General features: G+C 53.0%; 20 protein-coding genes and 1 other RNA gene. 5 read left to right on the forward strand and 16 right to left on the reverse strand.

Going from position 1 to position 23,667, the window contains the following annotated elements:
- Window positions 1-3: 3 nt before the first annotated feature.
- Window positions 4-4,461 (reverse strand): glutamate synthase large subunit, encoded by a 4,458-nt coding sequence (gene gltB, locus M2403_RS18930; RefSeq protein WP_152327321.1) that lies wholly within the window; start codon window positions 4,459-4,461, stop codon window positions 4-6.
- 871 nt (window positions 4,462-5,332) lie between these two features.
- Between gltB and arcB the strand changes: the two genes are divergently transcribed.
- Both arcB and mtgA read left to right on the forward strand, forming a co-directional pair.
- Window positions 5,333-7,672, forward strand: a complete 2,340-nt coding sequence (gene arcB / locus M2403_RS18935; RefSeq protein WP_152327320.1) for an aerobic respiration two-component sensor histidine kinase ArcB — start codon at window positions 5,333-5,335, stop codon at window positions 7,670-7,672.
- Between the two features lie 894 nt (window positions 7,673-8,566).
- Window positions 8,567-9,289, forward strand: coding sequence for a monofunctional biosynthetic peptidoglycan transglycosylase (gene mtgA / locus M2403_RS18940; protein ID WP_152327319.1), 723 nt, complete (start codon window positions 8,567-8,569; stop codon window positions 9,287-9,289).
- Window positions 9,290-9,354: 65 nt separating this feature from the next.
- Here the strand turns inward: mtgA and dolP are convergent, their stop codons facing one another.
- The 4 genes from dolP to M2403_RS18960 all read right to left on the reverse strand — a co-directional run bounded on the left by dolP (window position 9,355) and on the right by M2403_RS18960 (window position 13,023).
- Window positions 9,355-9,930 (reverse strand): division/outer membrane stress-associated lipid-binding lipoprotein, encoded by a 576-nt coding sequence (gene dolP / locus M2403_RS18945; protein WP_152327318.1) that lies wholly within the window; start codon window positions 9,928-9,930, stop codon window positions 9,355-9,357.
- A 9-nt stretch (window positions 9,931-9,939) separates the two neighbouring features.
- Window positions 9,940-10,530 (reverse strand): DnaA initiator-associating protein DiaA, encoded by a 591-nt coding sequence (gene diaA / locus M2403_RS18950; protein ID WP_013577230.1) that lies wholly within the window; start codon window positions 10,528-10,530, stop codon window positions 9,940-9,942.
- 30 nt (window positions 10,531-10,560) lie between these two features.
- Window positions 10,561-10,929, reverse strand: a complete 369-nt coding sequence (locus M2403_RS18955; protein ID WP_152327317.1) for a YraN family protein — start codon at window positions 10,927-10,929, stop codon at window positions 10,561-10,563.
- A gap of 66 nt (window positions 10,930-10,995) precedes the next feature.
- The gene (locus M2403_RS18960; RefSeq protein WP_259230499.1) at window positions 10,996-13,023 is read right to left on the reverse strand and encodes a penicillin-binding protein activator; all 2,028 of its coding nucleotides are present in this window, start codon (window positions 13,021-13,023) and stop codon (window positions 10,996-10,998) included.
- Between the two features lie 61 nt (window positions 13,024-13,084).
- On the opposite strand from M2403_RS18960, the gene rsmI reads away from it, so the two are divergent.
- Both rsmI and rnpB read left to right on the forward strand, forming a co-directional pair.
- Entirely contained in the window at window positions 13,085-13,954 is an 870-nt protein-coding gene (gene rsmI, locus M2403_RS18965) for a 16S rRNA (cytidine(1402)-2'-O)-methyltransferase (RefSeq protein ID WP_152327315.1), read from the forward strand.
- A 25-nt stretch (window positions 13,955-13,979) separates the two neighbouring features.
- Window positions 13,980-14,358: RNase P RNA component class A (gene rnpB, locus M2403_RS18970), an RNA gene on the forward strand.
- A gap of 76 nt (window positions 14,359-14,434) precedes the next feature.
- Here the strand turns inward: rnpB and M2403_RS18975 are convergent.
- Complete coding sequence (locus M2403_RS18975) at window positions 14,435-15,139, reverse strand: pirin family protein (protein WP_259230500.1); 705 nt, start codon at window positions 15,137-15,139, stop codon at window positions 14,435-14,437.
- Window positions 15,140-15,249: 110 nt separating this feature from the next.
- Between M2403_RS18975 and M2403_RS18980 the strand changes: the two genes are divergently transcribed.
- The gene (locus M2403_RS18980; protein WP_152327312.1) at window positions 15,250-16,155 is read left to right on the forward strand and encodes a LysR family transcriptional regulator; all 906 of its coding nucleotides are present in this window, start codon (window positions 15,250-15,252) and stop codon (window positions 16,153-16,155) included.
- A gap of 42 nt (window positions 16,156-16,197) precedes the next feature.
- Here the strand turns inward: M2403_RS18980 and M2403_RS18985 are convergent, their stop codons facing one another.
- From M2403_RS18985 to M2403_RS19030, 10 genes are all read right to left on the reverse strand, one after another.
- On the reverse strand, window positions 16,198-17,181 hold the full coding sequence (locus M2403_RS18985; protein ID WP_259230504.1) for a glutathione S-transferase family protein: 984 nt from the start codon (window positions 17,179-17,181) through the stop codon (window positions 16,198-16,200).
- Between the two features lie 135 nt (window positions 17,182-17,316).
- Window positions 17,317-17,709 carry a DoxX family protein gene (locus M2403_RS18990; protein WP_101074992.1) on the reverse strand — a complete coding sequence of 131 codons (393 nt, stop codon included), beginning with the start codon at window positions 17,707-17,709 and terminating at the stop codon, window positions 17,317-17,319.
- A gap of 242 nt (window positions 17,710-17,951) precedes the next feature.
- Window positions 17,952-18,236 (reverse strand): YqjK-like family protein, encoded by a 285-nt coding sequence (locus M2403_RS18995; protein ID WP_152327310.1) that lies wholly within the window; start codon window positions 18,234-18,236, stop codon window positions 17,952-17,954.
- Window positions 18,233-18,640, reverse strand: coding sequence for a phage holin family protein (locus M2403_RS19000; protein ID WP_152327309.1), 408 nt, complete (start codon window positions 18,638-18,640; stop codon window positions 18,233-18,235). Before M2403_RS19000 ends, M2403_RS18995 begins: the two co-directional genes overlap by 4 nt.
- 2 nt (window positions 18,641-18,642) lie before the next feature.
- Window positions 18,643-18,945 (reverse strand): YqjD family protein, encoded by a 303-nt coding sequence (locus tag M2403_RS19005; protein WP_259230506.1) that lies wholly within the window; start codon window positions 18,943-18,945, stop codon window positions 18,643-18,645.
- A gap of 136 nt (window positions 18,946-19,081) precedes the next feature.
- Window positions 19,082-19,459, reverse strand: a complete 378-nt coding sequence (locus tag M2403_RS19010; RefSeq protein WP_152327307.1) for a DUF1090 domain-containing protein — start codon at window positions 19,457-19,459, stop codon at window positions 19,082-19,084.
- Between the two features lie 129 nt (window positions 19,460-19,588).
- Complete coding sequence (gene mzrA / locus M2403_RS19015) at window positions 19,589-19,960, reverse strand: EnvZ/OmpR regulon moderator MzrA (RefSeq protein ID WP_371819843.1); 372 nt, start codon at window positions 19,958-19,960, stop codon at window positions 19,589-19,591.
- Window positions 19,961-19,971: 11 nt separating this feature from the next.
- A complete protein-coding gene (locus M2403_RS19020; protein ID WP_152327305.1) occupies window positions 19,972-20,652 on the reverse strand; it encodes a DedA family protein in 681 nt (226 codons plus the stop codon).
- Between the two features lie 381 nt (window positions 20,653-21,033).
- A complete protein-coding gene (gene exuR, locus M2403_RS19025) occupies window positions 21,034-21,810 on the reverse strand; it encodes a transcriptional regulator ExuR (protein ID WP_152327304.1) in 777 nt (258 codons plus the stop codon).
- A 190-nt stretch (window positions 21,811-22,000) separates the two neighbouring features.
- Window positions 22,001-23,293: an MFS transporter gene (locus M2403_RS19030; RefSeq protein ID WP_152327303.1), complete on the reverse strand. Its 1,293-nt coding sequence runs from the start codon at window positions 23,291-23,293 to the stop codon at window positions 22,001-22,003.
- Window positions 23,294-23,667 lie beyond the last annotated feature (374 nt).

The following is a 23,667-nucleotide window of genomic DNA, read 5'->3' on the forward strand; positions in this document are numbered from 1 at the left end:
CTCTTACTGCGCTTGTACCCGCAGCTCAGCTGCGGAACGACTACGGTGACCCAACAATGCTTTGACATCACTGGACTTCGGTTTTACCAGGGCAAATTTAGGCGCCCATTCCGGCCAGTTCGCCAAAATCTCTTCACCACGGGTCGATGCGGTCAACTGTACGTGTTCGATGATCAAACCGCGCAGATGCTCTTCATGGATAGCCAGATCGGCCACTTCCAGGACTTCAACCAGTTCCGGGTTAACGCGTTTGCGGAATTCGCCGTCTTCATCAAGAACGTAAGCGAAGCCACCGGTCATGCCAGCCCCGAAGTTGACGCCGGTACGGCCCAGCACACATACAATGCCGCCGGTCATATATTCACAACCGTTATCGCCAATGCCTTCGACTACGGTGATAGCACCGGAGTTGCGCACGGCGAAACGCTCGCCTGCACGGCCAGCCGCGAACATCTTGCCGCCGGTTGCGCCGTAAAGGCAGGTGTTACCGATGATGCTGGCTTCATGGCTGCGGAACGCTGAACCGATTGGTGGACGAATAGCAATACGGCCACCGGCCATGCCTTTGCCCACGTAGTCGTTCGCGTCGCCGGTCAGCATTAAATCGACGCCGCCCGCGTTCCAGACGCCGAAGCTCTGACCTGCGGTGCCGTTGAAGTTAATACGCACCGGATCTGCCGCCATACCCTGATCGCCATGCTTTTCAGCAATCGCACCGGACAATGTGGCACCAACTGAACGGTCAGTGTTGCGGATATCGAAGTAGAACGCTTTGCTCTGCTTAGAATCGATATGTGGCGCAGCCTGTTCCAGAATGTCTTTGTTCAGCTGGCCTTTGTCGAACGCCGGGTTGCCTTCGGTGCAGTACACCGCTTTGCCTTCGTGCGGCGTCGCTGTTGCCAGCATCGCGGACAGATCCAGATTGTTTTGTTTTGCTGTGAAGCCATCGAGTTCGGTGAGCAGATCGGTACGACCAATCAGATCCACCAACTGGCTGACACCCAGTTCGGCCATGATTTCACGGGTTTCCTGCGTGATGAACCTGAAGTAGTTCGTCACACGCTCTGGCAGGCCGTGATAATGGTTACGACGCAGTTTGTCATCCTGAGTTGCCACACCCGTTGCGCAGTTATTCAGGTGGCAAATACGTAGGTATTTACAACCCAGCGCCACCATCGGGCCGGTACCGAAACCGAAGCTTTCAGCGCCAAGGATTGCCGCTTTGATGATGTCCAGACCGGTTTTCAGGCCGCCATCCACTTGTAAACGAATCTTGTGACGCAGGCCGTTAGCCACTAACGCCTGTTGTGTTTCCACCAGACCCAGTTCCCACGGACAGCCCGCGTATTTGACCGAAGACAGCGGGCTTGCGCCGGTGCCGCCGTCGTAACCTGCGATGGTGATCAGGTCTGCATATGCTTTTGCCACGCCGACCGCGATGGTGCCCACGCCCGGTTCTGAAACCAGTTTTACCGAAATCATTGCTTTCGGGTTGACCTGTTTCAGGTCGAAGATCAGCTGTGCCAGATCTTCGATGGAATAAATATCGTGGTGCGGCGGTGGAGAAATCAGGGTCACGCCCGGCACGGAATAACGCAGCTTCGCGATGTACGGCGTCACTTTATCACCCGGCAACTGGCCGCCTTCGCCTGGTTTTGCACCCTGCGCCACTTTGATCTGAATAACGTCTGCATTGACCAGATACGCTGGCGTAACACCGAAACGACCTGACGCGACCTGCTTGATGCGTGACACTTTATTGGTGCCGTAACGCGCAGGATCTTCGCCGCCTTCGCCGGAGTTAGAACGTCCGCCGATGCTGTTCATCGCTTCGGCCAGAGACTCATGCGCTTCAGGGCTTAACGCACCGATAGACATTGCCGCGGTATCGAAGCGGGTAAACAGACCTTCGGCCGGTTCTACCTGATCAACCGGAATCGGCTGGCCTTTCGGCGTGACTTTCAGTAAGTCGCGCAAGGTTGCTACCGGACGTTCGTTCACCAGTTTTGCATAGACTTTATAGTCGTCGTAATCGCCGCTGTTCACTGCGGTTTGCAGCGTGGTGACGACGTCAGGGTTGTATGCGTGATATTCGCCGCCGTGGACAAATTTCAGCAGACCGCCCTGATCCAATGTTTTGCGTTTCAGCCAGGCGCGTTTGGACAGGTTCAGCAGATCCTGTTCAAAGTCGCTGTAACCGGCACCGCCGATACGGCTGACCACGCCGTTGAAGCAGGTGTTGCACAAATCTTTCGCCAGGCCGACGGCTTCAAACAGTTTCGAACAACGGTAAGAGGCGACGGTGGAAATGCCCATTTTGGACATGATTTTGTACAGACCTTTGTTGATGCCGTTACGGTAGTTCAGCATCACTTCACGGTATTTTTTCTCGATGACCTGCGAATCCACCAGCTTGGCCAGCGTTTCGTAGGCCAGATATGGATAAACCGCCGTCGCACCGAAGCCGATCAGCACAGCAAAGTGGTGCGGGTCGCGTGCGCTGGCGGTTTCAACAATGATGTTGGCGTCGCAGCGCAGGCTTTTTTCCACCAGACGCAACTGCAACGCGCCGACGGCCATTGGCGCAGGCAGCGGTAAGCGGTTTGGTGCGATGTTGCGGTCAGACAGCACCAGCAGAACCGCGCCGTTACGCACTTTCTGTTCGCCTTCGTCACAGAGTTTCTGAACGAATTGCTCCATATTCTGCTCGGTCGGATCGTAAGTCAGATCCAACGTTTCCGCGCGATAGTGTTTGCTGTCGAGCGTGGTGAGCTGTTTGAAATCAGACCACAGCAGGATTGGCGATTTGAAGCTCAGACGGTGCGCCTGACCTTCTGCTTCGCAAAATACGTTCATCTCGCGGCCAATGCTGGTCGCCAGAGACATCACGTGCGCTTCACGCAGCGGGTCGATTGGCGGGTTGGTCACCTGCGCAAACTGCTGGCGGAAGTAGTCATACACGATGCGCGGACGGCTGGAGAGCACGGCAAATGGCGTGTCGTCGCCCATTGAACCGACGGCTTCCTGACCGTTCTCACCCAACACGCGGATGATCTGATCGAGTTCTTCGCTGCTGTAGCCAAACTGTTTCTGGAAGGTTTCCAGCGTACTGTCATCGAGCTCGCGGCTGCCGACCTGATCTTCCGGCAGGTCTTCGAACGGCACCAGGCGCTGAACGTTTTTCTCCATCCATTGCTTATAAGGGTGGCGGCCTTTCAGGTCGTTATCGGTTTCAGCTGAGTGGTGAATCTTGCCGCTGCGGGTGTCGATCACCATCAGCTCGCCTGGTCCGACGCGGCCTTTTTCGACCACTTCATCCGGCTGGTAATCCCAGATCCCCACCTCAGAGGCACAGGTGATCAGCTTATCTTTGGTGATGACATAACGCGCCGGACGCAGACCGTTACGGTCGAGGTTACAGGCGGCATAACGGCCATCGGACATCACGATACCGGCCGGACCGTCCCACGGCTCCATGTGCATGGAGTTGAAGTCGAAGAACGCACGCAGGTCGTCGTCCATATCCGGGTTTTGCTGCCAGGCTGGCGGAACCAGTAAACGCATGGCGCGCAGCAAATCCATACCGCCTGCCAGGAACAGTTCCAGCATGTTATCGAGCGAGCTGGAGTCCGAGCCGGTTTCATTCACGAACGGTGAGGCATCTTGCAGATCGGGGATCAGCGGCGTTTTGAATTTATACGCACGGGCGCGGGCCCACTGGCGGTTACCGGTGATGGTGTTGATTTCGCCGTTGTGCGCAAGATAGCGGAAAGGCTGAGCTAGTTGCCAGCGCGGTACGGTGTTGGTCGAGAAACGCTGGTGGAACAGGCAAATTGCTGATTCCAGGCGCAGGTCGGCCAGATCTAAGTAGAAGCGTGGCAGATCCGCAGGCATACACAGGCCTTTGTAGATCGTGACCACGTTGGAGAAACTGCACACATAGAAGTCTTTATCCTGAATGCGTTTCTCAATACGGCGGCGCGCCATATACAGACGGCGTTCCATGTCACGCGGACGCCAGCCGGCGGGCGCGTTAACAAAAATTTGTTCGATGCGGGGCAGGGAGGAAAGCGCGATTTCACCGAGTACGTCCGGGTTAGTCGGAACGTCACGCCAGCCCACCACGGACAGCGTCTCGTTTTGCAACTCTTCTTCAACAATGCGACGGCTCGCCTCAGCTTCTTTTTCATCTTTGCTGAGGAACAGCATGCCGACGGCATAGTTTTTCGCCAGGCGCCAGCCGCGCTCTTCGGCAATCATGCGGAAGAAGCGGTCAGGTTTTTGTAAATGCAGGCCGCAACCGTCGCCGGTCTTGCCGTCAGCAAGGATCGCGCCACGGTGTTGCATACGGGCCAGTGCGTGGATCGCGGTACGCACGACCTTATGGCTAGGTTCGCCTTCTATATGGGCGATCAGGCCGAAACCACAGTTGTCCCTCTCTTGGGATTTATCGTACAACATAACGTGAACCTCCCCAGGCTCTGCGAGACTCTCACACCAACCGCGAGCGGACTTATTCACAGAGCGGACCCGCAATTTCGCGCACTCTTGCGGTGCGTTAATTGCCCGGGCATCTCCGTCAAAGGCCTCTCGTGATGGTTCTCACAAGTGGTGGTTGACTTGTTTTAATGAGGGAGTCTTCAATTACTGCATAAATATGACGAGTTGCTCACCCGTCGAGATTGCTTCCAGCGGACTCCCAACTTAGCGAGAAAGCACAAGGAGGTCAAATGGCGAATTAACTTATATTAAAAGTGATATAAAGACATTTAATTATTTGAAATATATATGATTTATGGTGTTTTTAATGGCGTAATGTCGGTGGGGTAATGCGTGCAAAGTGTGAGCTGACTCACTATGGGAAAAGCTTCATATCTCCGAACCGTGCTGGCAGGTCCGTAATTCCCAGTATTTTATACTGGAAAACACTGCGGGCATGCGGTTTGTCACTGTTTTTAACCTGACAGTAATAATGTACTAATCGGCTCTTCGTAATAAGAATTATTTATACTGGCGTGAATGATTTTATTTGCAGTAATAATGAATAGTTATGCCTGCGCGGAGTGCGCCGACTGAGAATGAATTCGGAGAGAATAAGGAAAAGATGTTTGCTGCGCGGCAGTTGGCAAAGCCTGTGACGAAATTAAGCCGGCCGATATTAATAATATCACGGCGTAAATTAGTCAATAACTCTGCCCTTATTTCCTGCATTGCACCATGGCAGGCCCCCGCAAGGTGCATCTCACAAACTTCACGCTCAATCTTGCCTGCAGACTCACCACGGCGAGGTTTTGCGGTATGATTCAGGCGACTTCGTTTTAAGGGAACCGTTATGAAGCAAATCCGGGTTTTAGCGCAGTATTATGTCGATCTGATGGTCAAGCTGGGGCTGGTGAGATTCTCTCTGCTGCTGGCGTCTGCGCTGGTGGTGCTGGCGATGATTGTCCAGATGGCGGTGACCATGCTCCTGCGCGGGCAGGTTGAAAGTATCGACGTCGTTCGCTCCATCTTCTTTGGTTTGCTGATTACGCCCTGGGCGGTGTATTTCCTGTCGGTGGTCGTTGAGCAGCTTGAGGAATCACGCCAGCGTTTAGCGCGTCTGGTGGATAAGCTCGAAGAAATGCGCCACCGCGATCTCGAACTGAACCAGCAGCTTAAGGACAACATTACGCAGCTGAATCAGGAAATCGCCGACCGCGTGAAAGCCGAAGAGGCGCGTCTGGCAGTGGTGGACAAGCTGAAGCTTGAAATGCATCACCGCGAACAGGCGCAAATCGAACTGAGCCAGCAATCGGCGCTGTTACGCTCATTCCTCGATGCTTCCCCGGACCTGGTTTACTACCGCAATGAAGATAAGGAATTTTCGGGCTGTAACCGTGCGATGGAATTGCTGACCGGCAAAAGCGAAAAACAGCTGATTGGCCTCACGCCGAATGATGTGTATACCCCGGACATTGCCGAAAAAGTGGTGGAAACCGATGAGAAAGTCTTCCGCCACAACGTTTCCCTGACTTACGAACAATGGCTGGTCTATCCGGACGGGCGTAAAGCCTGCTTCGAGCTGCGTAAAGTGCCGTTCTACGATCGCATTGGCAAGCGGCATGGGCTGATGGGCTTTGGCCGCGATATAACCGAGCGTAAGCGTTATCAGGACGCGTTAGAGAACGCCAGCAGGGAAAAGACCACTTTCATCTCTACGATCAGCCACGAGCTGCGTACGCCGCTTAACGGCATCGTCGGGTTGAGCCGCATTCTGCTGGACACCGAACTCGACAAAGAACAGCACAGTTATCTGAAAACTATTCACGTCAGCGCAATCACGCTCGGGAATATCTTCAACGACATTATCGAAATGGACAAAATCGAGCGCCGCAAAGTGCAGCTCGACAATCAGCCGGTGGATTTCACCGAGTTCCTGTCCGATCTCGAAAACCTCTCCGGCCTTCTGGCACAACCGAAAGGTCTGAAATTCGTCATGGATCCGGATTTACCGCTGCCGCGCAGTATTACGACGGACGGCACGCGTTTACGCCAGATCCTGTGGAACCTGATTGGTAACGCCGTCAAATTCACCCGCGAAGGGGAGATTGTGCTGAGCGTCCATTACGAAGCCAACGATATGCTGCGTTTCGTTGTCCGCGATTCCGGCATGGGCATCCCGCAGGACGAGCAGGACAAAATTTTCGCCATGTACTATCAGGTGAAAGATCAGAACGGCGGCAAACCGGCGACAGGAACCGGTATCGGGCTGGCCGTTTCAAAACGTCTGGCGCAAACCATGGGCGGCGATATCACCGTCAGCAGCGAACCGGGCAAGGGTTCCTGCTTCACGCTGACAGTACGCGCGCCAACGCTCGATGCGCCGGTCGCCGAAGTGGATGAAGAAGAGGATATGCCGCTGCCCGCGCTGCACGTGCTGCTGGTGGAAGATATCGAGCTGAACGTGATTGTGGCGCGTTCGGTGCTGGAGAAACTCGGGAACAGCGTGGAAGTGGCGATGAACGGTCACGACGCGCTGGAGATGTTCGATCCGGACGAATTTGACCTCGTCCTGCTCGATATCCAGCTGCCGGACATGACCGGGCTGGATATCGCCCGCAAACTGCGTACCGATTATGCAGGCAAGCATCTGCCGCCGCTGATTGCGCTGACCGCCAACGTTCTCAAAGATAAGAAAGAGTATCTCGATGCCGGAATGGACGATGTGCTGAGTAAGCCGCTGTCTGTCTCTGCGCTAACCGGCATGATCCAGCAGTTCTGGGATCACCAGCCTGAAGTTTCAGTAATGGAAAAGGAACCTGTCGAAATGAAAAACAGCGAAACGTTGCTTGATACCGCCATGCTTGAACAGTACATCGATTTGGTCGGGCCGAAACTGATTTATCAGAGCGCAGATATGTTCGAAAAGATGATGCCGGGCTATCTCGCGGTGCTGGATTCCAACATGACCGCGCGCGACCAAAAAGGGATTGCGGAAGAAGGCCACAAAATCAAAGGAGCGGCGGGTTCCGTAGGGCTTAAGCACCTGCAACAACTGGCGCAACAAATTCAGACGCCGACGTTGCCTGCGTGGTGGGATAACGTTCAGGAATGGATTGATGAGCTGAAAGCAGAATGGCGTCATGACATACAGGTGTTACGTGACTGGACGGCAAACGCTGAAAAAAAATAACCCCAGCCGAAGCCGGGGTGCGCGAATACTGCGCCAACACCAGGGAAAGAGGTAACCCACGATAGTTATAAGGGTTCGGTTTTCGCAGGTCTTGGAATTCAGTCTTAAAGTCTAATACATCCTGTAGCAATCAACATAACAAATATAAGCAGGACTGTTACAACATTCATTAAAAACTGTGATGTAGATTAGTCTTTGTCTATACAAAACATCAAGTCTTTATCGCAGGATTTTTGACAGAATACAAATGAAGCCTGTTGATGTTGTACCGGTGTCATGCAATTTTGCTTATGGAAGTGAACAATGTCATGCCATTTTGCTGCTTGTTTCGCCGTTAATTTAACCTGAAAATCGGCGTTGCAATGGCTGGATTCACTGACAAGTACTTGTTATTCATCATTTATGCGATTATTGCGTTGTCTTCAGTATTTTGATTTCGACCCATTTTTAAAAATTGTGATGAGTGAAAAAATTTCACTTAGGATGATCAGGTTTTTATCGGGTTAAGTCGCCAGTCTGCAGGCAGTTTTCTGCCATTTTTACTGTGCGATTTGACTTAGTCAGCGCCACGGTAAACCGGAAAATGGTGAAAATTCGTTCACTTTTGGTATTTTCATTTATTAGCATTGTTAATGTTTATTTATTGAGTTTATTCACAAGTAATTTACATGCTGTCTTTAAATACCCGATGAATGAAAAACTGGAAATGCCGACGACTATGATGGAACCCCTTGATGCCAGTGATCAAAACGCAATTTTGAAATGGAGTTTTTAAGGATGAGTTATGCTTTTTCGCACAATTGTTAGCAGGATTGTGGAGCATTTCGCTAGCCCGCATTATCGGGTCTCCGTTGGGATTGATTAGATGGTCAGATGTGTTGTGGAAACCGCAGAATGAAGAAATTTGCTGGAAAGGGCATTTGGGGAAAACCGGTATTATGGCTGAAACGTGCCGTAATACTGTTGTTTGGCTTATGGGTTGCGGGCATCGTACTTTTTGCTTTTTTACCCGTTCCTTTTTCTGCCGTGATGGTCGAACGTCAGGTTTCCGCCTGGCTCACCGGTGATTTCGGGTATGTGGCGCATTCCGACTGGGTGCCTATGAGCGAAATTTCTGCGCCAATGGCGCTGGCGGTAATGGCTGCGGAAGATCAAAAATTCCCCGAGCATTGGGGCTTTGATGTGGATGCCATCCAGTCAGTTCTGGATAAAGACGGCGGAAAAATGCGCGGAGCATCTACGCTTTCCCAGCAGACGGCTAAAAATCTCTTTCTGTGGGATGGCCGCAGTTGGGTGAGAAAAGGGCTGGAAGCGGGTCTGACCGTGGGGATTGAAACGGTCTGGACGAAACGCCGGATCCTGACGGTTTACCTGAACATTGTTGAGTTTGGCGACGGTGTGTTTGGCGTCGAGCAGGCCTCACAGCATTTCTTCCATAAACCCGCCAGCCGCCTGACGGCTTCGCAGGCCGCATTGCTGGCCGCCGTATTGCCGAATCCTCACCTGTTTAAAGTCAACGCACCGTCGGCCTACGTGCTGCGTCGTCAGCAGTGGATCCTGAGGCAAATGAGCCAGCTCGGTGGGGAATCTTTCCTGCAAGAGCATAAACTGCATTAATTCATGCGGTTTCAGGGCGTAAAAAAGGACAGCCTGAGCTGTCCTTTTTGCGTTAACCGACTGAATTATTTAACGTAAGTAAACGCTGTCGTCACGTGTTTCACGCCACTGACACCGGCAGCAATCCCCGCCGCGGATTTACCTTCTTCCTGCGTGACCAGGCCGAGCAGGAACACTTCTCCATTCTCGGTCGTCACTTTGACGTTGGAAGATTTAACGGAATCGCTGGTCAGCAACTGAGAGCGAACTTTCGTGGTGATCCACGTATCCACAGAGGCGGTGCCCATGCTGACTGGTTTGCCGGTGCGGATCTCGTTATACACTTCCGTTGCGCCTTCTACGCCCATCGCAATTTGTTTCGCACGGGAGGCCATATCAGCGGACGGCGCCTGACCGGTTAACAGGACTTTACCCTGATACGCGGTGGCGACAATGCGGGCTTCATCTTTCAGTTGTTTATCTTTGCTTATCGCGTTGGAAACACGGGCTTCCAGCGTGCTGTCATCAACCTGAGTGCCCACAGTGCGCGGGTCAGTGGTGGTTTTAGTTGCGACACCGGCTGCACCAACAACCGCAGCCGCAACACAGCCTTGTAACAGAAGGGCGCTTAACAATACAGCTAAGAGAGGGCTCGCCTTCATTGGATCTCCTTAATCGTCCTGGTGTGGGAACAGCGTATTATCTATCAGGTCACAGAGGCAGTTTACTGTGAGCATATGCATTTCCTGAATGCGGGCGCTGCGATGGGAGGGGATCCGGATCTCAACATCATGAGGCCCCAGTAAACCCGCCAGTTCGCCGCCGTCATAACCCGTCAATGCGACAATCGTCATATCGCGGGTGACCGCTGCTTCAACGGCTTTGACAATATCACGGCTGTTGCCGCGGGTAGAAATCGCCAGCAAAACATCGCCAGCCTGACCTAAAGCACGCACCTGTTTGGCATAGATTTCTTCATGCAGCCGGTCATTAGCAATCGCTGTCAGAACAATATTGTCTGCACAAAGTGAGATTGCAGGAAGGCTCGGACGTTCAGTTTCAAAACGATTAATCAGACTAGCGGAAAAATGCTGCGCATTTGCCGCAGAGGTGCCGTTACCGCAACACAGGATTTTGTTGCCGTTGAGCAGCGATTGCACCAGCGTCATCGCAGCACGGGAAATCGCGTCAGGCAAGGCTTCAGCCGCTGCAATCTGGGTTTGGATACTTTCGGTAAAGCAGACTTTGATTCTATCCAGCACGGGTTTTCGTCCAGTCAGTCGTCGTAATATTTATTCCGCATTGAATGCATCGGGCAGCCATTCTAACTGGCTGCCGGTGATGGCTAAAACATCAAAACGGCAAGGTGATGTGTCAAAGCTTGCGTTGTGGCTTGCAAGCCAGAAAGATGCCGCGCGTAACAAGCGCTGTTGTTTTTGACGCGTTACGCTGGCCGCAGCGCCGCCAAAATTTGCATTGCGCCGGTAGCGAACTTCAACAAACACCCAGGTTTGTTGGTCACGCATGATCAGGTCAATTTCACCTGCACGACAGGCCACATTGGCCGCCACAAAGGTTAATCCGGCTCTTTCAAGATAGCGTCGCGCGTAAGCTTCATATTCGGCTCCGCACGACCGCGTTTTTGACAAAAAATTTATCATCAGTACGTCCTTGTACTTATTTCGTGCGGAGAATTCCGGTTTCTCTGCGCAAGTTAACTGCGTTTCTTATGAAGAAACCGGAACCAGCGAGCCCTGACGGTATTGCAGCCATGGCAGTTTGCGATGAATCACGCAGTTTTCATTGGCACTTAAATCACCGGTACTGCCGGAGACCTGGAAGCCAGGCAGCGTCCGCATTTGTGAGAAGTGATTTGCCAGACTCCAGGCATCAATCCCCATGGCGTACAGACGAACCAGCGAGTAATCGTTGCCGAATTTCGCCGCGGCCTGCTGCATCAGCGCAGGGTTAGAACCCGCCAGTAATGGAATGTCGCTAAATTCTACGCCTTCCATTTCCAGACGATAGTCCGGGCCCGCTCCCGCCTGATAGCTGCGTGAACTTGCGTAGACGGATGGATGAGAGCGGCCACTAACCGCCAGATCCAGCATCGGTTTAATCAGCGTGAGTTCGCTCTGAGTCGCTACGACGTAAACGGAATCCACCGCACCGCCGGTGCTGCCTTGCGTAATCTGCGCATCGGTTGGCGGAGCCGGAATGGTAATACCGCCAATCGTGACACCCTGCGCTTGCGCCGGAACTGCACTGTCGCTTGCGGTAACCGGCGTACCGGTCAGGCGGATGCCGCTGCCAATAGATGAACGTAATTCACCGGCAGAGCCCAGCCCTTGTTTCAGGACAGTTTGCCCGCCCAGTTTCTGCCATTCATTGGCAAATGCCTGCGCAATACGGTCACCGAAGGCACCGCGTGGAACCAGTAACAACGGCGAACGTTTCTGTTCTGCCCACATATGGCGGGCGGCATCCTGTGCTTCGTCTTCCGGCGAGAGCGCAAAGTAACAGATATTCGGACTGTTTTTCTCAGTTTCTGGCTGATTGAGCGCTAAAACATTCAGAGGCGTCTGGGCGTTACCCAGCTCATTCACCTGATCTTTCAGCAACGGCCCGACCACCAGTGTGGCGCCGTCCTGTTGTGCCTGCGTCAGTAACGCTGCCAGAGGCTGACCGTTGGTGTCATAAACTTTTACCTGCGCATTGCTGCTGGCAACCGGCGCAACGTCAGGCGTTGGCGCAGGCTGGGCTGTTGCGGTTTGTGGCTGCGCAGTGGTATCCGGGGCGGATGTGCTGACCGCAGCATTCGGATCAACCGGCGTTGTCTGCGCTTGTGCGTTAGGATCGGCTGGCGTTGCCGGTTGTGGCGCGGCCTGACTGACCTGGCCGTTCATCGCCGCATTGAAGCCCTGCTGAATAGCATTGCCGTAAACCTGTGCAGGCCCGCTCATTGGCAGGAACAGCGCAATTTTACCGGTAGACGCAGGCTGGAAAGTCAGCACATTATTCAGCTGTGTCGGCAGGGTTTTGGCCGCCGGATTGACCGGATAACGGCGCTGCCAGTCTTTGATACCGGCTTTCAGTAAATCAGGATCTTGCTTGTTGCTCTGCCAGACACTCAGCAAATCCAGCCAGCCTTGCAGGGTATTTTCATCCGCGTTAATCACGATGCTGTTAACGTCCTGCGCAGACATTTGTGTCAGCGCGGTCCAGGTTTCATCAATGTTCGTCTGATGAAGCTGGCCCTGCAACAGCGGTTCCTGCGCGATGTAAGCACGGATCAGGCCAAGGCTGGTACGGCCCTGGCTGGCATCGATTTGCGCCTGGTAATAACGTGCTTTCTGGTCATTGTTCAGTTTGGCCGGGTCGACCTGGCTCAGAGTGGTTGCCGCTGCCGGGTAATTCTTCTGGGCCACCTGAACTTCTGCACTGGTCAGCTGCTGTTCAAGTGTTTGTGCTGCGGTCAGATTTTGCGGCACTTTGGCGAGTTGTTCGGCGGCCTGAGGCACTTTGCCTTCACGTATCAGGGCACGGACTGCAAGCAATTGCCAGTCAGCCTTGTTATCATCACCGCTTTGTTGTGCCTGCTGCAGATAATAATCAGAGCTGCCGGACGCTGCACCCTGGACACTTTCAGTCGGTGCCTGCGGCGCCTGGCCGGAACAGCTGGCGAGAAGCATAGCCACGATGATGGCAGGGAGTAAACGTCCCGAACGGGTACGAAAAGTCATTGAGGAAGGCATTCAGTTTCCAGTGATGTTTTTTCAAGATGCTCAATATTAAATCGGCAATCCGGATGAAACAATGAATCAAGACGATCAAGCAGATATTTCTGCCTCAACGCTGTATATCGTACCGACGCCAATTGGCAATTTAGGGGATATTACCCAACGCGCGCTGGCCGTACTCAACAGTGTAGATTTGATTGCCGCAGAAGACACCCGCCATACCGGATTGCTGCTGCAACACTTCGCGATCAGCGCCAAAATGTTCCCGCTGCATGACCACAACGAACAGCAAAAAGCCGAGCATTTGCTGGCGAAATTGCAGGAAGGCCAGACTATCGCGCTGGTTTCTGATGCCGGTACGCCGCTGATTAACGATCCGGGTTATCACCTCGTGCGCCGCTGTCGTGAAGCGGGCATCCGTGTCGTGCCTTTGCCGGGGGCATGTGCTGCCATTACCGCGTTGTGCGCCGCCGGTTTGCCCTCCGACCGTTTCTGTTACGAGGGGTTTCTGCCTGCCAAAACCAAATCCCGTAAAGACACTTTGCTGGCGCTGATCGAAGAACCGCGCACGCTGATCTTCTATGAATCCACGCATCGTCTGATCGACAGTTTGCAGGATATGGTCGAAGTCTGGGGGCCGCAGCGTTATGTGGTGCTGGCGCGTGAACTGACCAAAACCTGGGAAAACATTCACGGCGCGCCGGTTGGCGAACTGCTGGCATGGGTGCAGGAAGTGGAAACCCGCCGTCGCGGCGAAATGGTGCTGATTGTGGAAGGCCATAAAGTCGATGTGGAGGCGTTGCCCGCTGAGGCCCTGCGTACGCTGGCGCTGCTGCAAAAAGAGTTACCGTTGAAAAAGGCCGCCGCGCTGGCCGCAGAAATCCACGGTGTGAAGAAGAACGCGTTGTATAAATACGCGCTTGATGAGCAAGAGGGTGACAAATAGGGCGTAATACCCTATTATCCGCCGCGGAGTTGACCAGACAGTCGCCGCTTCACTGCCGTCCCTTTCGGGGGAGACAGGTGGAGGGGAGGAAAGTCCGGGCTCCATAGGGCAGGGTGCCAGGTAACGCCTGGGAAGCGCGAGCTTACGACAAGTGCAACAGAGAGCAAACCGCCGATGGCCCATGTAAGTGGGATCAGGTAAGGGTGAAAGGGTGCGGTAAGAGCGCACCGCGCGGCTGGCAACAGTTCGTGGCAAGGTAAACTCCACCCGGAGCAAGGCCAAATAGGGGTTCACATGGTACGGCCCGTACTGAACCCGGGTAGGCTGCTTGAGCCAGTGAGCGATTGCTGGCCTAGACGAATGACTGTCCACGACAGAACCCGGCTTAACGGTCAACTCCCTCGTCAAAAGAAAGCCCGCGCAGGTTACTGCGCGGGCTTTCGCCTTTCTGCTATCCGCAAAATCCGTTATCCGCGAATGTTAAACCGGCATGTCGATCAGCAAAGCGCGTAACTGCGTGCTGGCAGAAACAGTCAGGCTGTTTTCCTGATGAATAAACGCCCCGTCTCCGCAGGCCAGTTTTTGCGATTCGTGGCTGACCGCACCCAGCGCATCAACTTGTCCGTGAATCGATTGCAGATACGCCCGCGGGCCACGAATTGGCAGGGAAATCTGTTCACCCGGTTTTAAATCCAGATGATGTATCCAGACATTTTGCCGCAATTGCAGGCTGCCGTTTTTGCCGTCCGGTGATGCCAGCAGGAAATGTTTCGCATCCGGCAGCGTCATTTTCTGGGTTAACGGATTTTCATGTTCGGGGCAGGCGTCCAGCCATAACTGCATGCGCGTCAGCGGCTGGTTCGCGCGGGTATTCAGTTCGCTGTAACTGACGTTTGCCTGCGTGGAAAGCAGCGCCGCTTCACCGGCTTCGACCCGCACGCTGTTACCTTCGCTGTCGCGGTATTCCGCCGAGCCCTGTAAAACCAGATTCAGCACATCAACCCGCGGATAAGTCCGTGGCTGGAAGCTGGCACCCGGCGCCAGCACTTCCTGATTCAGGACGCGCAGCGACGCATAGCCCATCAGCTTCGGATCAAAGTAATGTCCAAAGGAGAAAGTGTAACGTGCCTGCAGCCAACCAAAGTCAGCGGTGCCGCACTCTTTTGCCGTTCTGCTGGTGATCATGGCGGTCGCCTCTCTTAAAAATTTCGATGTATAAATGGTAAGCGTCTGGACGTGTGATTGTTAGCCAGTTAATCTGGTCGCTATATTCAAATTTCCTGACAGAGAAAAGAATGGCTAAGGATCGCGCACTCACACTGGAAGCATTACGGGTCATGGATGCCATTGACCGCAGAGGAAGTTTTGCCGCCGCCGCTGATGAGCTGGGCCGCGTCCCGTCTGCGTTGAGCTATACCATGCAAAAGCTGGAAGAAGAGCTGGACGTGGTGCTGTTTGACCGTTCAGGTCATCGGACAAAATTCACCAATGTGGGCCGGATGTTGCTTGAGCGTGGCCGTGTCCTGCTCGAAGCCGCCGACAAACTGACCGTCGATGCCGAAGCGCTGGCGCGCGGCTGGGAAACGCACATCACCATCGTTTGCGAAGCGTTATCGCCTGCCGCGCAGTTGTTCCCGCTGATTGAAAAGCTGGCGCTGAAAGCCAATACGCAGGTTTCTCTGATAACGGAAGTGCTGGCCGGTGCGTGGGAGCGTCTGGAGCAGGGGCGTGCGGATATCGTCATCGCACCCGATATGCATTTCCGCTCTTCCACCGAAATTAACAGCCGCAAGCTGTACAAACTGGTCAGTGTCTATGTGGCGGCGCCGGATCACCCTATCCATCAGGAAGCCGAACCGTTATCGGACGTCAGCCGGGTGAAATACCGCGGGATTGCTGTCGCCGATACTGCCCGTGAACGCCCCGTGCTCACCGTTCAGTTGCTGGATAAACAACAGCGGCTGACGGTCAGTACGATTGAAGAAAAACGTAAGGCGTTGCTGGCCGGATTAGGCGTAGCGACGATGCCTTATCCGATGGTCGAGAAAGACATCGAGGAAGGGCGTCTGCGGGTGGTCAGTGCGGAATATAACCGTGAAACCGACATCATTATGGCGTGGCGTCGCGACAGCATGGGCGAGGCAAAAGCCTGGTTCCTGCGTGAAATTCCAAAGTTACTGGCAACGCGGGAAGCGAAGTAAAATGCCCTTCCCCTTTATGAAGGGGGAAGGGAAAAGACAAGATTAAAAGCGTTTGTCGCGGCCGTGCTCAGACTCTAAATCCTGTGCCGGTCCGGTCGAAATAATGCCGTACGGATTGATGGTCGCGTGGCTGCGGTAATAGTGATTACGGATATGAGCAAAATCCACCGTGTCACGGATGCCGGGCATCTGATAGATATCGCGCAGGAATCCATACAGATTCGGATAATCGCTGATGCGGTGACGGTCGCATTTGAAATGCGTGACGTAGACCGGATCAAAGCGAACCAGCGTGGTCCACAGACGGAGATCGGCTTCGGTGAGCTTGTTGCCTGTCAGATAGCGGTGTTTACCCAGTAATTCCTCAGCGCGTTCCAGCGCATCAAACACGCCATTCACCGCTTCGTCGTACGCGTCCTGAGAGGTCGCAAAACCGGCTTTATACACGCCGTTGTTGATTTGCGGATAGACCCACTCATTAATCTCATCAATCGACGGGCGTAACGACGGCGGATAATAATCCCCGGCTTTTGCGCCCACGGCATCAAATGCGCTGTTAAACATGCGGATGATATCTGCCGATTCGTTGCTGACAATCGTCTGCTGCTTTTTGTCCCACAGGATCGGTACAGTCACGCGGCCTGTGTAATCATTCTGCGCACGCAGATAGATTTCATACGCATAATTCAGATGATATAAATCATCGCCGGTAGCGGCCGGGAAATCGGTTCCGAACGTCCAGCCGTGTTCCAGCATCAGCGGGTGTACGACGGAAACAGGGATAATGTCTTCGAGCCCTTTCAGGGCGCGCATCAGCAGTGTCCGGTGTGCCCACGGACAGGCCAGTGAAACATAAAGATGATAGCGGTCGCGCTCAGCGGTAAAACCGCCGACGCCGTGCTCGCCCGGTGCACCATCGGGTGTGATCCAGTTACGGAACTGCGCCGCAGAACGTTTGAAATGACCGCCGGTAGATTTTGTGTCATACCAGGTGTCCTGCCATTTGCCTTCGACCAGTTGTCCCATGATATTTTCCTTACTGTCAGTGACCTTTCAGAATTAAAAAGGGCGAGGTGATTAATCACATCGCCCTGCAGGTGCTTTTTTATTGTCTTATTGAATTATAGCCTGGGTTACAGCGCCCTGGTGCCGGAGCAGTGATTACCAGTTTTTCTTGATCAGACGGTCGATGCTGAATGCGCCCGGGCCTGAAGCAAACAGAACGAAGAAACCGCCAGCGATGGACAGGTTTTTCATGAACATCATCTGGTTCACGCCCTGTGCAAAATCAGTATGGAAGATCAGCGCCGTCAGGATGGTGAAGATGGCTGTGATCAGCGCAGTAGTGCGGGTGAAGAAGCCGAACAGGATTGCCAGACCGCCGCCAAATTCTAACAAAATAGTCAGTGGCAGGAAGAAGCTTGGAACGCCCATGGAAGTCATGTAACCCGCGGTTGCGGTGTAACCGTTAATTTTTCCCCAACCGGCAACGATGAACAGAATTGGCATCAGGATACGGGCTACCAGTAAAGCTGTGTCTTGTAACTTAGTCATTTTCTTCTCCAAAACGTAGTGTGCTCAAATTGAGCTTAAAGTGTTACCGGTCCGGTCAGAAAATGTTTCTCGCCGTTACCGCATCAGTTGATGACGAGATAATAAGTCTAACGATTACGCTTTGTTAGCAAGTAAAACTGTTGGAATGATTCAAATAAATTGAACGGCGGAAGGATTGTTATTCAAAAAGAAAAGGGTCGGATGAATAGTCATCCGACCCTTTGATGTGAATGTCGCTAAGCTTATTTGCTGGCGAAAGTCTTGCGGAAAAGCCGGACGGTGCCCCAGATACCAAATGCCCGCCTTGACCAGCGCACAATGCTGCTGGGATGGCGGATGCCGTAGACGGCAATCAGGCTGGAACCCACGACCAGATACTTACGCATATCCACGATTTTCACCCAGCCGCGATCAATTTTCGCTGTGGCATCCAGCCAGTCAGAACCCGCCTCAGATAGCTCGGCGCGCTGGCGCTCAATCTGGCGCAGAAGTCTGACTTTTTCGATAGCGCGGTTTGGGATACTCATAGATTGTCATCCTTTTCCAGCAAAGCCCGATCGATATCCAGCTGTTTGCGGGTGAGGCTCAAAAGCGTTGAACGTTTGGCTTTTGCCAGCGTCATCGCGCCTAAAACCACAGCAAGGAACAGCAGAACACCGGTCGCCGTGCCGATCGCAATCAGGCGATACGCCGGGTCAATTGCCCAGAAAAGGAGGACCAGCAAACTCATAAGACCAAAGGCGGTAAAAATCAGGGTAATGCCAGCCATGAGCAGCAATTGGAAAATATTGGCCTTTTCCTCTTCCAGCTCAACAACAACCAGCCTGACACGCGTTTCAACCATGCCCACCACCACGGTGGCGATGCGTGAAACGATGTCAAAAAGCCCTTTACCCGGTCCCTGTGGTGCCGGTTTTATCGGTTCAGACATAATTAGCGACGGGCTAACAGAACGCCAATCACAACACCGACAGCGGCACCAATACCGACGCCTGTCCACGGTTTTTCATGTACGTAATCATCGGCTTTGCCAGCGATTTCTTTGGTCTGAGTGGCAATCTTATCGCCCGTATCGCTCAGACGTTCGCGGGTATCTTTCAGCAGGGATTCCGCTTTGCTGCGTAACTTATCGAGTTCAGCTTTCGGCTTATCGGTAGAGGTCTGAAGAACTTCTTCCAGCGTATCTGCCAATGACTTTAATTCAGCGCGCAGTTGTTCTGATGTATTACTAGCCATGTGTAAGTCACTCCATACGTTAACTGATTCGAACTTTTAACATAGCGGATATTCAGGTGATCGCAAATGCGAATTGTCTGTTTTAAAAAGCAAGATCCCGCATTAAAGCGCCGGCCGGGCGCTTTAAGAGAGGGGATTACAGACCCTGAGCCTGTTTAAGTTCAGACTGTGCTTCTTCCAGTTTTTGCTGCTTTTTGGCGATTTTTTCGTGATTGCCATTCGCCTGAGCTTCTTTCAGTTCCTGCTCACGTTCGCGGACTTTCTCACGTTTTTCTTCGACACGTTTCTGGTTTTCAGCTTTAAGCCCAGCATCTGTGCAGTGCGCTTTATTCTCACGCAGTGCCTTTTCCAAACCGTCGACGCGGTTCTCGTTTTTGTGCAGGCGGGCTTCGTCGATCTGTTTCTGAATTTCGTGCTGTTTCGTCACGCAGCTTTCTGGCTGAGGCGCAGCAAAGCTTGCGGTGGTGAATAACATTGCCGGGGCTAAAACGAGTGCAGATAAAGTGATTTTCATCGTCGGGCTTCCTTTTGATGGTTAAGTGATTGTGGCACTTATTTCCGTGAGTAGAGATTTTTTGAATAACTAGCCTTTAAAGCATATCACTGACAAATGGGTTGTGATATCAGACAAATCCGCTGTCAGTTACCCAACCTTTAAACGATCACGGTCCAGCTTGGTCAGCCAGGCTTTGGTATGTGGCGGTTCGCAATATTGAATCACAAAGCCTGCGGGCAAAATGGTTTGCAACACGTCCTGTGCCATTTTGCGCTGTGCAGCAGAATCGAGCTGAACGACCAGACCATCTTCCAGCGGAGTAATACTTTTGATATGAATGCCGCGCTCGGTCAGGCTCTGGTAAACATAAAAACCATCGGGCAGTGCCACGCCAGAACGTGCCGGGCGGATTTGCAGCGCGCTGGCCGGTGCCGGAAGACGCGATATCGCCAGCCCAATCATGGCCGCGGCGGCCAGCAGGATAAACAGCGCTGGCCAGATAAATGAGTGCTTTCTCAACAGGCGATTCATTATGCGCTTTTGCCTTTGTTCTGGCGGTCAGCGTGCTTTTTACGCCACAAAACGACAATGGAACCGATTAGCCCGCCAATCAGCAAAAGCACCGGCAGCAGCATCAGGCAATTCATCACCAGATCTTCGTATTTTAGGAACAGCGGCGTTTTGCCCAGGAAATACCCTAACGAGGTCAGGATCAGGATCCAGAGCAGACCGCTCACCCAGTTGAAAAACTGGAAACGGCTGTTGCTCAGGCCCGATAAACCGGCAATTGTTGGCAGCAGAGTGCGGACAAAGGCCAGAAAACGGCCAACCAGCAGCGCGGAAAGCCCGTGTTTATGGAACAAGGCGTGTGCACGTTCGTGATATTGCACCGGCAAATGGGCCAGCCAGCTTTGTACTATCCGGTTATTCCCCAGCCATTTCCCCTGCGCATAACTGAGCCAGCAGCCAAGGCTGGCGGCAGTCGTCAGCAGGAAAATCGTCAGCGGGAAATTCATGGCACCTTTGGCAATCAGTACTCCCACGAGGATCAGCAGGCTGTCGCCAGGTAAAAAAGCCGCAGGCAGTAAACCGTTTTCCAGAAAGATGATCATGAATAAAATCAGGTACAGCGCCCAGACCAGAGAAGGGTTGGCGAGGGTGACATAATCTTGTTGCCAGAGGGCATCGATAAGCGAGCTGATAATTTCCATCTGTCGTGTAAAACTCCATCATTTTCAGTGGGTCAGCATTGACATCAGCGGAGAATATGTCTCGACGCGGCCTGTAAGCTGATAAGGTCGCCATTTCCCTGGCGGGCTATCTGGTTTTGAATTCATCGGGGATTTACACGTTTAAAGCGCTGTTTCATGCCTCGTAAACGCGTAAAAAAACGGGTCTAACTGTAACAAAATAACAATAACTCAGACAGGTAAATATAGCGCGTTGAGACCGATCATTTAAGTCCGGCGCACGTAATGGAAAGGGGTTTTACATTGGCTGACACTACTCGACAGTGTCTGACAGGATAATGCGAAATCACGCAGATGGGGAGAAAAGGCCGGTTGGAGAGAATTTCCGGCCTTAAGGGGAATTTATTTGGTATTAAGCAGCGGTGGATCGAGATGAACAACCGGATTTTCTGAATAGAGATAACGGTCTACGTTAAATTCAAAATCATCGCTTGTGGCGCGGAAAAGCATTTGTTTGGTATTTTCCAGATGCTGCCACATGGCAAGTTTCGAGGCATGCGGATCACGGCGAATCAGTGCTTTAAGGATCAGGTCGTGATCTTCGCACCAGCTCTCAATCGATTTCTCATCAATGTGCTCGTGCAGCTTACGCCAGTAAGGGTTATGCAACCGCTGGCTCCACATTTTTTCAACGATAGTTGAAAGCGCATTATTCTGCGTGGCTTGCGCTACCTGCACGTGGAATTTCAAGTCCCATTCGGAATCACGGAAACGATCTTCCTGGCGCGCGTGCTCCTGAATTTCCATCAGGCGCATGATGTCCTGTTTGGTCACCTGCGTGGCGGCGAACTCCGCGATATTGCTTTCAATCAGCTGACGTGCCTGAAGCAGCTCGAACGGGCCGGCGGTGCCAAACTCGATGCCATTATCAGGTACCACCAGATGGCGCTGCTGATTTGACATCACATGAATGCCCGAGCCTTTACGGACTTCCACATAACCTTCAACTTCCAGCATGATGATCGCTTCGCGCACCACGGTGCGGCTGACGTCCATCTCATCGGAAATGAGACGTTCAGCAGGTAACTTCTCGCCAACCGGATACACACCTGTTTCGATTCGTTCCTTGAGCGTGGCAGCCAGTTGTTGGTAAAGGCGTCTGGTGTCTGTGGATTCCATATGAGTGCTCTTTAAAAGTAGTGAAACCTGCAAGATGCGAGTGTCGGACAGACCTGCAAACCTATTATACAACTACCAGTATACGATTTACGAAAGGTTGATGCACCGTGCATCGGCCACAAAGGCACTGGAGAAATGTCAGAAAGAGACAAACCCGGCAAAGAATTTTACCGGGTTTGTGATTGGCGGATCAGGCTTTCGCGGTTTTCAGCGGAGCCGGGGCTGCTTCTACTGCGGAACGGTTCTGCAGTACGGTCCAGATGATGATTGCACCAAGCAGGTCGAAGACAGCAAGAGCGGCAAACAGCGGGCTGAAACCGATGGTATCGGCCAGCGCACCGACGACCAGAGCAAACATGGTACTTGCCATCCACGCCGCCATTCCGGTCAGACCGTTGGCTGTCGCCACTTCGTTACGGCCAAACACGTCAGAAGACAGAGTAATCAACGCGCCGGACAGTGACTGGTGAGCAAAACCACCGATGCACAGTAAAGCGATTGCCGCGTACGGGCTGGTGAACAGGCCAATCATGCCAGGGCCGATCATCAGGACCGCACCCATGGTAACCACCAGTTTACGGGAGACAATCAGGTTCACTTTGAAATACTTCTGGAACAGCGGAGGCAGGTAGCCGCCAAGGATACAACCGAGGTCAGCGAACAGCATCGGCATCCACGCAAACATCGCGATTTCTTTCAGGTTAAAGCCATACACTTTGAACATGAACAGCGGGATCCAGGCGTTGAATGTGCCCCAGGCAGGTTCAGCCAGGAAGCGTGGCAGCGCGATGCCCCAGAACTGGCGGTTACGCAGGATCTGCCAGGCAGACATTTTCTTGCCGTTGGTGGTCTGGTGCTGTGCTTCCTGACCATCGAGAATGTAATCGCGTTCTTCGTTACTCAGTTTTTTCTGATCTTTCGGGTGCTTGTAGAACACCAGCCAGCTCAGTGCCCAGATCAGGCTCAATGCACCGGTGATGATGAAGGCGAGCTGCCAGCTGTGCATCAGGATGCACCAGACAACCAGCGGTGGCGCAATCATCCCGCCGATTGAAGAACCGACGTTAAAGTAGCCCACGGCGATAGAACGCTCTTTGGCCGGGAACCATTCGCTGCTGGCTTTAAGGCCGGCAGGGATCATCGCGGCTTCAGCCATACCGACAGCACCACGGGCGATCGCCAGGCCGCCCCAGCTGCTGGCCAGCGCGGTCGCCATACAGAAGATGGCCCACATAATGGCGAACATGGCGTAACCGACTTTCGTGCCCATGACGTCAAGAACATAACCGGCAACCGGCTGCATCAGGGTATAGCAGGCGGAATAAGCCGCGATAATATAAGAATATTGCTGAGTGGTGATGTTGAGCTGAGTCATCAGCGTCGGTGCTGCGGCGGCAATGGCGTTACGTGTTAAATAGCCTAATACAGTGCCGCATGTCACCAGTGCGATCATGTACCAGCGTAACCCTTTAATCTTACCCATTTAACTCTCTCCCAGTAAATAATCCGGCAATGACAACGCACGCTGTCATGGCGTATTTCGCACCACGCTGCCTGAGCATGGGCTTCTGGCTTCCTTAAAGTGTTTTCCGGGGATATCGCCGCCAGATGATTTCACTGGGAGCGGCCCGATGTTTACGCACTGGTTTATTGTTATCTGTGCGTAAGATCCGATGAGCGTCCTGAACACCAGAATTGTTGCTTCGCCATGAGGCTGACTGCGCCTGGGAAGTGTTTTGCCCGGGCAACAGCGAAAGGACGTGGCAGGTAATCTCTGACGCTCTTGTCCGGGCGAAGCAAAGATAACTTGTCATACAGATTTAAAATTTGAATGACATCACAAAACCACATTTAAAT

The organism is Rahnella sp. BIGb0603 (genome assembly GCF_024808755.1).
GTDB lineage: Bacteria > Pseudomonadota > Gammaproteobacteria > Enterobacterales > Enterobacteriaceae > Rahnella > Rahnella contaminans.

Excerpts from the sequence above, each read along its gene's own strand:
- M2403_RS18955 (WP_152327317.1), bottom strand. The coding sequence starts at position 10,929 with ATGATAAATTTTTTGTCAAAAACGCGGTCGTGCGGAGCCGAATATGAA.
- M2403_RS19000 (WP_152327309.1), bottom strand. The coding sequence starts at position 18,640 with ATGTCTGAACCGATAAAACCGGCACCACAGGGACCGGGTAAAGGGCTT.
- M2403_RS18960 (WP_259230499.1), bottom strand. The coding sequence starts at position 13,023 with ATGCCTTCCTCAATGACTTTTCGTACCCGTTCGGGACGTTTACTCCCT.
- exuR (WP_152327304.1), bottom strand. The coding sequence starts at position 21,810 with ATGGAATCCACAGACACCAGACGCCTTTACCAACAACTGGCTGCCACG.
- M2403_RS18980 (WP_152327312.1), top strand. The coding sequence starts at position 15,250 with ATGGCTAAGGATCGCGCACTCACACTGGAAGCATTACGGGTCATGGAT.
- gltB (WP_152327321.1), bottom strand. The coding sequence starts at position 4,461 with ATGTTGTACGATAAATCCCAAGAGAGGGACAACTGTGGTTTCGGCCTG.
- M2403_RS19005 (WP_259230506.1), bottom strand. The coding sequence starts at position 18,945 with ATGGCTAGTAATACATCAGAACAACTGCGCGCTGAATTAAAGTCATTG.
- rsmI (WP_152327315.1), top strand. The coding sequence starts at position 13,085 with ATGAATCAAGACGATCAAGCAGATATTTCTGCCTCAACGCTGTATATC.
- dolP (WP_152327318.1), bottom strand. The coding sequence starts at position 9,930 with ATGAAGGCGAGCCCTCTCTTAGCTGTATTGTTAAGCGCCCTTCTGTTA.
- M2403_RS18975 (WP_259230500.1), bottom strand. The coding sequence starts at position 15,139 with ATGATCACCAGCAGAACGGCAAAAGAGTGCGGCACCGCTGACTTTGGT.
- M2403_RS19020 (WP_152327305.1), bottom strand. The coding sequence starts at position 20,652 with ATGGAAATTATCAGCTCGCTTATCGATGCCCTCTGGCAACAAGATTAT.
- M2403_RS18990 (WP_101074992.1), bottom strand. The coding sequence starts at position 17,709 with ATGACTAAGTTACAAGACACAGCTTTACTGGTAGCCCGTATCCTGATG.
- M2403_RS19030 (WP_152327303.1), bottom strand. The coding sequence starts at position 23,293 with ATGGGTAAGATTAAAGGGTTACGCTGGTACATGATCGCACTGGTGACA.
- M2403_RS18995 (WP_152327310.1), bottom strand. The coding sequence starts at position 18,236 with ATGAGTATCCCAAACCGCGCTATCGAAAAAGTCAGACTTCTGCGCCAG.
- arcB (WP_152327320.1), top strand. The coding sequence starts at position 5,333 with ATGAAGCAAATCCGGGTTTTAGCGCAGTATTATGTCGATCTGATGGTC.
- M2403_RS18985 (WP_259230504.1), bottom strand. The coding sequence starts at position 17,181 with ATGGGACAACTGGTCGAAGGCAAATGGCAGGACACCTGGTATGACACA.
- M2403_RS19010 (WP_152327307.1), bottom strand. The coding sequence starts at position 19,459 with ATGAAAATCACTTTATCTGCACTCGTTTTAGCCCCGGCAATGTTATTC.
- mtgA (WP_152327319.1), top strand. The coding sequence starts at position 8,567 with ATGAAGAAATTTGCTGGAAAGGGCATTTGGGGAAAACCGGTATTATGG.